Source organism: Nocardia altamirensis NBRC 108246, from assembly GCF_001612685.1.
Lineage (GTDB): Bacteria > Actinomycetota > Actinomycetes > Mycobacteriales > Mycobacteriaceae > Nocardia > Nocardia altamirensis.
Genome location: NZ_BDAY01000012.1, coordinates 40,690 through 52,848 on the forward strand (window position 1 = coordinate 40,690; position 12,159 = coordinate 52,848).

The window sequence follows — 12,159 nt, forward strand, 5'->3', positions numbered from 1 at the left end:
TCTCCTAGGTGCGGACGCTCGACCTGCGGGTGCGGAAGAACTCGGCCATGTCGTCGTTGGTGAACGACGCAGGCCGGACGTCCTCGAGCTCGCCGGTGTGCACCACGCTCGTCCGGCCGGGCAGCTGCGTGAACGAGTAGTGGTTGAACGGGAAATGCTTGTTGCCCCACCACATTTCGAGGTGGGTGCTGGGCCGGATGGCGGCCGGATCGCCCTGGTAGTTGACGTAGTAGGTATTGGAGCCTTCGCAGGCATCCGACAGCCACATCGTCTTCGACCCACGCCGCACGCACTGCGCGTAGTAGGCGTCGTGCGGCTCCTGTTTGATCTCCACCGCGGTGGCTCCGCGCCTGCGCGCCTCCTTGATCGCCCGGGCGGCGTGCCTGCTGGTGCACTCGATCATCGCGAGATAGGAGCCTGCCGCGAAGCCGTACGGCCCGGTGATCATGAACAGATTCGGGAACTTCGGGATGGTCACGCCCTGATACGCCTGGTAATGATGGCGGTCCCAGAACTCGCCGAGATCGAGACCGTCACGCCCGATCAGCGGATACGGCGGCGTATAGCCCTTGTCCATCACCCGGAATCCGGTGGCGCACACCAGGACATCGGCCTTGCGCAGTACTCCGTCCGCGGTGACGATGCCGGTCTTGGTGATCTTCTTGATCGGATCGGTGACCAGCTCGACATGGTCCTTGGTGAACGTGCGCAGGTAGCGGTTCGACACCGACGGCCGCTTGCAGCCGGGCGCGTACTCCGGCGTCAACCGTTGTGCCAGTTCGGGATCGCCAGGCAGTTGGGCGCGATACATCGCGCCTCCGCCACGTCGGGCGAGCTTGACCAGGCCGGGGATTCGGCTGTGGAACACCCCGACGCCGGAGATGCCGAAGTCGATGCCGAGTGTCACCGCCGCGCGCAGTGCCCGGCGCAGCGGGCCGACATTGACCATCAGCTCCTTGGCGATGGCCGGAATCGGGAAGTCCGGTTTCGGCGCCACCCAGATCGGACGGCGTTGGAAGACCGTGAGCTGGGCGGCGATATCGGCCATTTCCGGAATCAGTTGCAGCGCGGTCGCGCCGGTGCCGATGACCGCGATCCGCTTGCCCGAGTAGTCGTAGTCGTGATCCCACTGCGCGGTGTGCACGATCTTGCCGCCGAAGCCGTCGATGCCCTCGATCTCGGGCATCTTCGGCACTTCGAGACCGCCGACCGCGCCGACGACGTACCGCGAGCTCACCTCCTGGCCGGTATCGAGTTTGCCGCGCCACAGGTGGTTGTCTTCGTCCCACTCGCCACCGACGACCTTGGTGTTCAACAGGATTCGCGGCCGCAGCCCGTACTTGTCGACCACCTGGTCGGCGTACTGCTTCACCTCGGCGCCCGGCGCGAACATGCGCGACCACACCTTCGGCGGCTCGTAGGAGAAGCTGTAGTAGACCGACGGAATATCCACCGCCACACCGGGATAGGTGTTCGCCTGCCAGGTGCCGCCGATATCGCTGTTCTTGTCGATGATCAGGAAGTTGTGAATTCCCGCCTTGCGGAGTTCGACGCCCATCCCGATGCCGCCGAAGCCGGCACCGATGACGACGACCTCGAAATCGGGGTGCTCGACCGAACGTGAATGCGCCGCCTGCGCAGGTGCTGTCGACACGATTACCTCCGTTGGTAGTGCTCTACCGACGGTATCACTGTCTGGGACACCATGCCATAGTTGACCTGGCATGCCGAAGCGGCCGCGGCATCCCCGCGGCCACCTCGGAATATGGTTCAGCTGACGGACATCTCGCGGTTCGCCGCCGCGGCGCGTCGTTCTCGCACCGCGGCCAGGTCCACCGGTTCCTGCAGGTCGGACTCGCCTGCGTCGGCCGGATCGATGGGGTCGGCCGGCGCGATCGCGCCGAGGGTTTCGGCCAGCACCGGCAACCATCGCAGGACCTCGTCGCGGTACGGACCCTCGGTCTCCAGCTGGCTCAGCACACCCGCCAGCGTCAACGCCGCACGGGCGAACGGGGTGAAGTACGGCGGCATCGTCATCTCCCGCACCACATTCGACAGCCGGGGATTCGTGGTGCGCCGCACTTGCCTGCGCAGCCACGGGGTGGTCAGCCGATACGTCGAGTGCTTGAAGGGCTCGCTGCACGGTTCGACCGCCGCATAGAGCGCCTCGATATCGAACGCGCGTCCGGACGCGACGAAACCGTGCCGCCGGGTCGCGGCCGCCAGCTCGGTCGGCCCGCCCTCGAAGAAGGCCTTGCAGTAGTCGATGGCCAGCTCCTGGAAACCCTCGGGCGGCCAGTCGCAGCAAGCCCCGAAGTCGACCACCCCGAGCCGCCCGTCCGGCAGCACCCGGAAATTGCCGGGATGCGGATCGGCGTAGAGCAACCCGTGCCGCCCCCACCCCGAAGTGACGAACCGCAGCATCAGCATGCCGACCCGATCCCGCTCGGCCTGCGCGCCCGCGGCCACGATGCGGGTGACGGGCGTGCCCTCGACCCATTCGGTGATCAACACGTCGCCGCGCTGCGCGACCACCGCAGGCACATAGAAATCCGGGTCGTCGGCGTAGGCCGCCGCGAAGGTGCGCTGGTACTCGGCTTCGGCCGCGTAATCGAGTTCGGCACTGACGCAGTCGCAGATCGCCTCGGTGACCGCCTTGACGTCGGCGCCGGGCAGAAAAACGGTGGCAAGATGCGAGATCCGGCGCAATTGCTCCAGGTCGGCCGCGACAGACTGGCGGCCGCCGGGGTACATCACCTTGACCGCGACCTGCCTGCCGTCGTGCCACACCGCGCGGTGCACCTGGCCGAGCGAGGCTGCGGCCGCGCGGCGGTCGTCGAATTCCTGGAAGTGCCAACGCCAGTCCTCGCCCATGCTGGCCGCGATGGCCGCGTGCACGGTCTTCGGCAGCATCGCAGGCGCCGAATCCTGCAGCCTGCTCAGGGCGATCCGATAGGGTTCGGCGAGTTCCTGCGGCAGCCCGAGCTCGTAAATGGCAAGCAGCTGACCGAGTTTCGCGGCACAGCCCTTCAGCTCGCCGAGTACCTCGAACATGTGCTGCGCGGTCCGCAATTGGATGTCGCGATTGACTTCTTCGGACGACCTGCCCAACGCACGTTTGCCGAGACCCGCGGCCCGCCGCCCCGCGAAGGCCACCGGCAGCGCGGCGAGTTTGGCATTGCGAATAGCACCGCGAACTGGAGGTTTGCCATCGGAGCGAGACGCGAACAGCCGTGCACGTTCGCTAGCGGAACCCTCGTCGGCACCTTCGCCGATGCGCCGGATGCTCATGACTCACCTCACACTGTGCGCGGACCAGTGTTGCACACGTGCAGTCTGGCACAGTAGGGCTTAGACTGTCTGGGACGTAAACGAACGTAGTCGAAAGGTGACTTCGATGGGATCCCAGACGGTAGTCGCCGACGTTGCCGATGAATTGGCGCGCCGGGTTGCCGCGGGGGAGTATCAGCCGGGGGATCTCATGCCGTCTGTTCGCCAGGTCGCCGAGGAGTTCGAGATGAACCGGGCGACCGCGCAACTGACGCTGGGACGGCTGGAGACGAACGGATTCGTCGAAGCGCGCCGCGGCAAGGGCTTCACCATCCGCGATGTGCGCGAGGCCGGCGGTGTCGATGTGTACCGCCAGCTGTTCCGCTTCTCGATTCCCATGCCCGACATCGCGATCGAGATGTTCCGCGACATCGTCGACGTCGAGCGCGGCATCGTGATGGAGACATTGCTCGCCTACACCAGCAGCGGGCAGGATGTGGATCAAGCGGTCCTCAAGGCCGAGATCGACAAGCTCGAAACGCTTGCCAGGCAGGATGATCCGGATCTGCGCGAGATCTTGGCGATCGAGGTCGGACTGGTCCGCAGGCTGCTCACCGCGCTCGGACTCTCCATGCAGCGGGCGATCTTGAACTCGATCGGCGAGATGGTGCTCGAGGTGCCGGAGGCGGTCGACGCGTTCTTCGCCGGCGCGCCGGACCTGCACGTGCTCGTCTGGCGGGCGCTCGCCGCGGTGTGGGATTCGGGTTCCGGTCCGTCGGACGCGCAGGTGGCACTGTTCGAGGACTTATTCGGGATGTACCACGAGAAGGTGTTGCTCCGCTTCGACGAGTTGGTCGGCGGCACAGAAGAACAGGCCGACGACGGGCACGCTGCCAGCGCCTGACAGTTCCCGGCACACTCTTAGCAACTCGGTTCTGCCCTGCCGCGGGCGCCTCTGCTGTGCACTGAAACGGCCCTAGTCGTGCGCGTTACCGATTGACCCTCTGTCTCAGACAGAATAGGGTGGTGGCACGCAGCGAAGCGAGGTAACCATGGCAGGCAGCAGGCGTAAGGGATTGGCCAGGTCGGCGAAATTGGCGGGGTTGCCGATGAGCATCATGGCCCGCCGGGTCACCGCGACCGGTCGCGCGATGATGACCGGCGCCTCGCGCGGCGACCTCGATGACGAACTCATCGACAAGGCGGCCGACCAGGTGTTCGCGGTGCTCGGCGAACTCAAGGGCGGCGCGATGAAACTCGGCCAGGCATTGAGCGTCGCCGAGGCCAGCATCCCGCCACGCTTCGCCGACCGTTATCGCGAGGCGCTCACCAGGCTGCAATCCCAGGCGCCGCCGATGCCGACCAGTTCCGTGCATCGCATGCTCGCCGAGCAACTCGGCACCCGCTGGCGCGAGCGCTTCACCACCTTCGACGACACACCGATCGCGGCGGCCAGCATCGGCCAGGTGCATCGCGCGATCTGGCGGGACGGGCGCACCGTCGCGGTGAAAGTGCAGTATCCCGGTGCGGACACCGCGCTCATGTCGGATCTGAAGATGCTCCAGATGTTCTCCGGCGCTTTCGGTCTCATGATGCCCGGTGCGGACACCAAGGCGTTGATCGCGGAGTTCATCGACCGCACCGCCGACGAGCTCGACTATCGGATCGAGGCGGATCACCAGCGCCGCTTCGCCAAGGTCTTCGCGGGCGACCCGGCCTTCGAGGTGCCGAGGGTGATCGCGAGCGCGCCGAAAGTCCTTGTCTCGGAATGGCTGCAGGCCACCCCGCTGGCCACGATCATCGCAGGGGGCACCAAGGCGCAGCGTGACCGGGCAGGTCACCTGCTCATCGAATTCTCGCTGTCCGCGCCGGTGCGGGTCGGGTATCTGCACTGCGATCCGCATCCTGGCAACTTCCAGTTGCTCGACGACGGGCGACTCGGGGTCATCGACTTCGGTGCGTCGATCGCGTTGCCCGGTGGAATTCCGCCCGTGATCGGCGAACTCGCGCGCTGTGCCATGGACGAGGACTACGACCACCTGGTCACTGTGCTGCAGGACAACGGATTCGTGCGCCATGGCCACGCCTTGGATCTCGGTCCGATCGAGCGGCTGGTCACGCCGATCGTCGCCCAGCTCCGCGGCGAGAGCGTCCACATCAGCCGAGAGTTGTTGCAGGGGCACACTGTTCGCGCCCTCGAGAAGCGCAACATCTCGCTGACCAACAGCAAGGCGGTCAAGGCGCCGACCGAGATTCCGGAACTGGCGATGCTCGGCCGGGTCTTCGCCGGCGTCATCGGGGTCTGCGCACAGCTCGATGCCGAAGGACCGTTCGTCGACCTGGTCACCCAGTGGCTTCCCGGTTTCACCGAGGACGGCGAGGCCGCATAACCGCCGCTGGGGGGCGGTTGTGCGGGCGTCTAGATCCGGGTGCCGAGCCCGCGCAGGCTCCAGCGGGCGACGGGGCGCGCGAGGGGCGCGACGATCTGCAGCGGAAGCAGGCCGCCGAAGCGGGGATGCACGGCAAGCGTCCAGGTGAGGGTCGTTGCGCCGGAGTCGGTGCGGGTCAGCACGTATTCTTCGGCGATCGACTTCATGACGAAGGGCACCGAGGACTTGGTCGCGGTGAGCGCGATGCGACGGCCCTCGTCCCTGGCGATGACCTCCTCGACGCCGGCAACCAGCGTCCCGTCGAATACCCGGGTGGCGCCGACACCGCGGTCGCCGTTCGGGTAGCGCATGCCATTGACCAGCGGCAACCACGAGTAGAGGCCGTTGGTGTCCAGGGCGGCCCATACCTGTTCCGGCGTGGCGTCGAAGGTGTGCTCGGCGGTGACGACGAGCGCTGCCTTGTCCTCGACGAATCCGCGCATCTTCGCGGCGCGGATCGGAGTGAGCCGATGCCCGCCGCCCGCGAGCAGCGCCTTGGTCCAGCGGCGCGAAACGATCAGCGCCACCAGCCCGGCAAGCACGCCGACGACGAGCACGACGGCGGCGATGATGAGCAGCGTTGTCATCCGTGCACTCCAGGGGTGGTGGCTTGGCTGTCTGCTGGCGGGGCCCAATAGGTTTGCAGCCCTTGGCGACTCGGCATCCGTTCGACCGCGCGTCGAGCGGAGTCCAGCGCACCCGGCCGATCGATCAGCAACCGGGCGACGCGTTCGAGTTCGGGCCCGGTGATGATCCGCATGGCGGTGCGTGTGGTGCGGGGGAGTGCCCGCGCGATGCGGTAACCCAACCACGACTCCGGCCGCAGCGTCATGACCGCCTCGTTCCTGCGGATCGCCGCGACGATCTTGTGGCCCGCCTTGTCCGGATGCATCCCGAGCATCGTCATGCCCTTGGTGATCCCCTGTTTACCGATCTCGACCTGCTCCGCGGTGACCGACGAGACTGCCGCTGTCGCAGCGAGATTCGTGGCGATCAGCCCGGGACAGACCACCGTCACGCCGATCTTGTGGCCGGCGAACTCGGCCCGCAGCGTCTCGCTGAAATGCTTCACCCCGGCTTTGCCGATGCTGTACGGGGTGGCGAGCCGAGCGGGGGCGAACGCCGCCATGGAGGAAATGTTCACCAGGTGGCCGCCTGCGCCGCGCGCCACCATCTGCGCGCCGAAGATGCGGCAGCCGTGGATCATCGCCATCATGTTGATGTCGATGATGCGGCGCAGATCATCGAGCGGAACCTCCAAAAATGGCCCGCCGACCAGGATTCCGGCATTGTTGACCACCACATCGGGCACGCCGTGGTTGTCCTTGACGTACCGCCCGAAGGCCTCCAACGCCTCGGTGTCGGAGACATCGAGGGCGTAGGGGAAGGCCAGCCCGCCCGCCGAACGAATCAGTGCCACCGTCTCTTTCGCGGTCGCGAGGTTGATGTCGGCGACGATCACCTCGGCGCCGAGCTCGGCGAGCGCCTTCGCAGTGCCGCGGCCTATGCCGCTGCCCGCCCCGGTGACCACGGCCAGACCTGGATAGAAGTTCGTCATCGGGCGCTCCTCGAGTTCATGCCGCCGCGCTGCCGCGGAACAACCGCCGCAGCCTGCCGCGATAGGCGGTGGCGCTGCCGTTCAGCAGCTGTTGATGGAAGGCGCCGATCTCACGGAAGGCGGCACGGCCCTCCGGCAGCAGGTCGGCACCCGCGACGAAGACGTGGGCCTGCCGGTCCCAGATCTGCAGCCTGCATACGACATTCGCTTGGTCGCAGCGGGCGGCGAGCTGTTCGGCGTCGGCGAGCAGCACCTCGGTCGAACCGACGAGGATGAGCACCGGTGGCAGCCCGGTGAAGTCGTGGTTGACCGGCGACCATGCCGGATCGAGCGTGCCGTCGACGTGAAAGCCTCTGCGCACGACCAGATCCAGGCCACGGACCGGAATGACCGGGTCGCGGCGGGCATTCGGGTGCGCACGCTTGCCTGTGGTGTCGAGGTCGGCCCACGGTGCCACCGCGGTGATGCCGCCCGGCATCGGCAGTCCCGCGTCGCGCGCGGCGAGCGTCACGCTGAAGGCGAGTCCGCCGCCTGCCGAATCGCCCGCGACGATGATCCGCGCACCGGGGAAGCCGCGACTCAGCAGGTATCGATACGCGGCGACACCGTCGGCGATGCTTTCGGTGATATGGGCATGCGGCAGTTGGCGATACGCGACATTGAGCACCGGCATGCCGCTCGCCCGCGCGAGGCGCGAGACGATCCGCCGGTGGGTGCGCAGCCCGCACGCGATGAATCCGCCACCGTGGAAGTAGAGGATCGCGCTGTCGGTGCGCATGCCTGGGTCGGCGGTGTCGCGATGCCAGACCCATTCGCCGTGGAATCCGTCGAACAGCACCGGCCTGCGCCGTGTGCCTGCGACCGCGACGAGAGCGGCGGCGGGCGCATCGATCGCGTTGCTGATCGCGAAGATCCGCTTGTCCCTGATCGGGCCGTAGTTGCCGGCCATGGTCACGGTTTCGAGGGCGGCGCGCACGGTGGCGAACAGCAGGGGGTGGATCAGACGGGCGATGGGGCTTGCCCGGTTCGGTATTTCCACCGTGACGCTGGAGCGGGGCGAGACAACCGGCAGTTGCGCCGCGGGGGCGTTGGTCGAGGTCATACGCGGGTCCTCCAGGCGCAAATCCCTTGCGCGCTTCGGCATTGGGCGCGCCTGAAGCAGTATATACTGTCTCAGACAGTGAGCGTAAGCCCGCTGGTTGATCCACGAACAGGGGAAGTCAGATGGCAGGCTTCGACAACGAGATCGTCGTCATCACCGGCGCTGGGAGTGGGATCGGCCGCGCCACCGCGCACCGCTTCGCCCGCAAAGGCGCCACCGTCATCGCCGCCGATATCGAGAAGGAGCGCGTGATCGGCACCGTCGATGCGATCCTCGCCGACGGGTATCGCGCGGTGCCCTACCAGGTCGACGTGTCCGACGCCGAGGCGATGCAGGGCTTCGCCGACGAGGTGCACGACGCGCACGGCGTCGCGCGGGTGCTGGTGAACAACGCCGGATTCACCACGGCGGGACCATTTCTCGAACACACCATCGCGGACTGGGACCGTTTGATGGGCGTCAACGTCTGGGGCCTGGTCTACGGCTCGACGTTCTTCGGCAGGCAGATGGTCGACGCGGGCACCGGCGGACGCATCATCAATGTCACCTCGGTGGCGGCCTTCCTGCCGATTCCGCTCAGCACGCCCTACTGCACCACCAAGGCGGCAGCCCAAATGCTCACCGAGGGTTTGCGATTGGAGTTCGCTGGCACCGGCGTCGGGGTGACCGCGATCTGCCCGGCCTTCATCGACACCGGCTTCTACGAGGCCGCGCAGCCGATCGGGCTGAACGACACCGCGGCCCGCCGGGCCAGCAACATCTCCCAGTACGCTGCGAAGCTCGTCGCGCACAGCCCCGACACCGTCGCGAAAACCATTGTCCGGGTGGCCGCCCGCAACCCGGCGGTGGTGCCGACCCCGATCGAAGCGCGCGCCGTCTACCTCGCCACCCGGATCTCTCCGAGCGCCGCGCGCCTGGTCGCCCGCTTCCTGAAGGTCGACGACCTGTCCGACCTACTCAATCGCCTTGTCCCGGAAGCCGTCCTCGGCAAGCTGGACGACTTCCTCGAACACCGGCTCAGGCCGTGATGTTTCCGCGGCCGGTCACAGTCCGCCGTTGAGTTTGTTGAGCCGGTCGCAGGATTCGACGTATTCCTGGATCAGTCGATTCACCACGTCGGCGGAGCGTTCGACCTTCGTCATCATGCCGACGACCTGGCCGACCGGGTTGAAGTTCACGTCCTTGGCGGCCTCGGGGTAGCGGTGCCCGCGTTTGACGCCGTCCAGCGCCACCATCATCTGCAGCGGCATGGGCAGCGGATCCGGGGTGTCGGTCTGCTCCCATGCGTCGGTCCAGTCGTTGCGCAGCATGCGGCACGGCTTGCCGGTCCATGACCGCGAGCGCACGGTGTCGTGGCTGGACGCGTCGATGTAGGTCTGCATTTGTGCGGGCGGCACATTCGCTTCCTCGACGGTCAGCCAGAGCGACCCGGTCCACGCGCCCGCCGCGCCCATCGCCATGGCGGCCGCGACCTGGCGGCCGTTGCCGATGCCGCCCGCCGCGAGCACCGGCAGGTCGCCGACCGCGTCGATCACCTGCGGCCACAGCACCAGCGAGGAGATCTCGCCGCAGTGCCCGCCGCCCTCGGTGCCCTGGCAGACCACGAAGTCGAGGCCCGCGTTCTTGTGGTTGAGCGCGTGCTTCACCGAACCGCAGAGTGCGCCGATGAGCCTGCCGGAATCCTGCACCTGCTTGATCACGTCGTCGGGCGGCGTGCCGAGCGCGTTGGCGACCAGCTTGGCCTTCGGGTGGCGCAAGATCACCTCGACCTGCGGCGCGGCGGTGGTTGCGGTCCAGCCGAGTAGCTGGTTGTGTCGCTCGCCGTCGGGCAGTTGCGGGACGCCGTGGTCGGCGAGGATCTTCTCGGCGAAGTCGCGGTGCCCGTGCGGGACCAGCTCCGCCAGCTTGGCTTCCAATTCCTCCGGCGTCAGGCCGTCGATGCCCTGGCCCTCGTATTTGCTGGGGATGACCAGGTCGACGCCGTAGACGCCGTGCACGTGTTCGTCGAGCCAGGCGAGCTCGACCTCGAGTTCTTCGGCGGTGAAACCGACCGCACCGAGCACGCCGAGCCCGCCGGCATTGCTGACCGCGGCCGCCACGTCGCGGCAGTGGGTGAACGCGAAGATGGGGAATTCGATCCCGAGCCGTTCGCAGATTTCGGTACGCATGGCGTGCTGGTCTCCTCACTGCCCCATCGCCGTGACGGCGACCGACAGCTGTCCTAGAACGAGTTACAGAGTTGCTCGGGGCGCCCGACCGTCGAATCGGCGGTGAACCGCAAGTATCGCCATGACGCGGCCGTGGCTTCCTCGACGGGTCGGTGCACCATCATCCGACAGTAACACGTTCTAGTTTTGCTCGGAATAGTCGCGTCAGAGGGCGGCATCCTCCAGCTCGGTCAGCGCATCCTCGAGGTGGTCGAGCAGCCGAGGGAGTTCCGGGACGCTGCGTCGGCAGCCGACGAGCCCGAAGTCGAGATTGCCGCCGTTGGTGGTCAGCGTGATGTTCACGGCCTGGCCGTCGAACGGGATCGACATCGGGTAGCTGGCGTCGAGGCGGGCGCCGTTCCAGTACATCGGTTCGCGCGGGCCTGGCACGTTCGAGATGACGATGTTGAACGCCGGATTGGTGTGCGGGATGAGGCCGGGCAGCAGGCTCAGGGCCAGCGGGCTGAGCATCAACGCGGACAGTGCCATCGTCTGCATGCTCGACAGCGAGCTGTAGACGCCCTTGCTCTTGCGCATGGATTCGGTCACCACGCGCAGGCGCTCCAGCGGATCGGCGACATCGGTGCCGAGATTGCACAGCACTGCGCCGACCTTCACGCCGTTGGTCTCGGTGTCGTCCTCCGAACGCAGCGACATCGGCACCATGGCGATCAACGGCTTGTCCGGCAACTCGTTTCGCTCCGCGAGGTAGGCGCGCAGCGCACCGGAGGACATGGAGAGCACCACGTCGTTGACGGTCGAGCCGGTCGCCTTCTTGACCTGCTTGATCCGCTCCAGCGGCCAGGAACGCACCACGGTGCGGCGCGCCCCGCCGATGGGCACGTTGAACATCGTGCGCGGCGCCTCGAACGGCATCGTCAGCTGTTGCTGGAGCAGGACCGAGCGGGCCGTGCGCAGCAGTGTCGGCCCAGATGCGGCTGCTGACAACATGTTTCGTGCTATGCCGCGAAGCCCGGAGGTCGGCTCGGCCGCGGATTTACGCGGCGTTCTCGGCAGATTCCACGGGACCCGAGGTTCGGCGTCCGCTTCGTTCGTCAGCGTGCGCTGCATGACGCGTTGCGCGGAGACGCCGTCGATCAGGGCGTGGTGCATCTTCGAGTAGACGGCGAAGCGGCCGTCGGCCAAACCCTCGATGAGATAGATCTCCCACAGCGGGCGGTGCCGATCGAGCAGGGTGCTGTGCAATCCGGACGCGAGCTCGACCAGTTGGTCGATGCGGCCGGGGCGCGGCAGCGCGAGGCGGCGGACGTGGTATTCGAGTTCCACGTCGTCCTCGCGGGTCCACGCCATCTGCGGCGCGCCGAAGAGCGTGGCCGGGCGCTTACGGAAGGTCGAGTCGATGTCCTTGCACGACAACAACTTTTCGTAGGTTTCCCGGCCGAAGTCGGGTCCGGCGTCTTCGGGGGCCTCGAAGAGTTGCAGGCCACCGACGTGCATCGGGTGTTCGCGGGATTCGGCGAGAAGGAAGACGGCATCGATCGGTGCGATGAGATCCATGATGTGGTCGCCCCCTGACGACAGTGGTGTGGTTGCAATCGAATCGACCACGTTGTCGGGCGGGCCCGTGCGCAG

At 66.9% G+C, this 12,159-nt stretch carries 10 protein-coding genes; 3 read left to right on the plus strand and 7 right to left on the minus strand.

Annotated features, from left to right (window positions below; genetic code table 11):
• Positions 1-4: 4 nt before the first annotated feature.
• Positions 5-1,654, minus strand: coding sequence for a flavin-containing monooxygenase (locus tag NA11_RS08585; protein WP_069161258.1), 1,650 nt, complete (start codon positions 1,652-1,654; stop codon positions 5-7).
• Between the two features lie 116 nt (positions 1,655-1,770).
• The gene (locus NA11_RS08590; protein ID WP_245745786.1) at positions 1,771-3,291 is read right to left on the minus strand and encodes an ABC1 kinase family protein; all 1,521 of its coding nucleotides are present in this window, start codon (positions 3,289-3,291) and stop codon (positions 1,771-1,773) included.
• A gap of 106 nt (positions 3,292-3,397) precedes the next feature.
• Here NA11_RS08590 and NA11_RS08595 point away from each other — a divergent pair, with 106 nt between their 5' ends.
• Both NA11_RS08595 and NA11_RS08600 read left to right on the plus strand, forming a co-directional pair.
• Complete coding sequence (locus NA11_RS08595) at positions 3,398-4,174, plus strand: GntR family transcriptional regulator (RefSeq protein WP_069161259.1); 777 nt, start codon at positions 3,398-3,400, stop codon at positions 4,172-4,174.
• Positions 4,175-4,322: 148 nt separating this feature from the next.
• On the plus strand, positions 4,323-5,660 hold the full coding sequence (locus NA11_RS08600; RefSeq protein ID WP_069161260.1) for an ABC1 kinase family protein: 1,338 nt from the start codon (positions 4,323-4,325) through the stop codon (positions 5,658-5,660).
• A 29-nt stretch (positions 5,661-5,689) separates the two neighbouring features.
• Here NA11_RS08600 and NA11_RS08605 read toward each other — a convergent pair whose 3' ends face one another.
• Genes NA11_RS08605 through NA11_RS08615 form a run of 3 tightly spaced genes read right to left on the minus strand, consistent with a single transcriptional unit; the run spans position 5,690 to position 8,359 of the window.
• Positions 5,690-6,286, minus strand: a complete 597-nt coding sequence (locus tag NA11_RS08605) for an SRPBCC family protein (protein ID WP_084654372.1) — start codon at positions 6,284-6,286, stop codon at positions 5,690-5,692.
• Positions 6,283-7,257, minus strand: a complete 975-nt coding sequence (locus NA11_RS08610; RefSeq protein WP_069161261.1) for an SDR family NAD(P)-dependent oxidoreductase — start codon at positions 7,255-7,257, stop codon at positions 6,283-6,285. The genes NA11_RS08605 and NA11_RS08610 overlap by 4 nt, the downstream gene beginning before the upstream one ends.
• A 16-nt stretch (positions 7,258-7,273) precedes the next feature.
• Entirely contained in the window at positions 7,274-8,359 is a 1,086-nt protein-coding gene (locus NA11_RS08615; protein WP_069161262.1) for an alpha/beta hydrolase, read from the minus strand.
• Positions 8,360-8,481: 122 nt separating this feature from the next.
• Here NA11_RS08615 and NA11_RS08620 point away from each other — a divergent pair, with 122 nt between their 5' ends.
• Positions 8,482-9,387: an SDR family NAD(P)-dependent oxidoreductase gene (locus NA11_RS08620; RefSeq protein ID WP_069161263.1), complete on the plus strand. Its 906-nt coding sequence runs from the start codon at positions 8,482-8,484 to the stop codon at positions 9,385-9,387.
• Between the two features lie 15 nt (positions 9,388-9,402).
• Here NA11_RS08620 and NA11_RS08625 read toward each other — a convergent pair whose 3' ends face one another.
• Complete coding sequence (locus NA11_RS08625; protein WP_069161264.1) at positions 9,403-10,527, minus strand: NAD(P)H-dependent flavin oxidoreductase; 1,125 nt, start codon at positions 10,525-10,527, stop codon at positions 9,403-9,405.
• Positions 10,528-10,731: 204 nt separating this feature from the next.
• Complete coding sequence (locus NA11_RS08630; protein WP_069161320.1) at positions 10,732-12,084, minus strand: WS/DGAT/MGAT family O-acyltransferase; 1,353 nt, start codon at positions 12,082-12,084, stop codon at positions 10,732-10,734.
• Between the last annotated feature and the right edge of the window lie 75 nt (positions 12,085-12,159).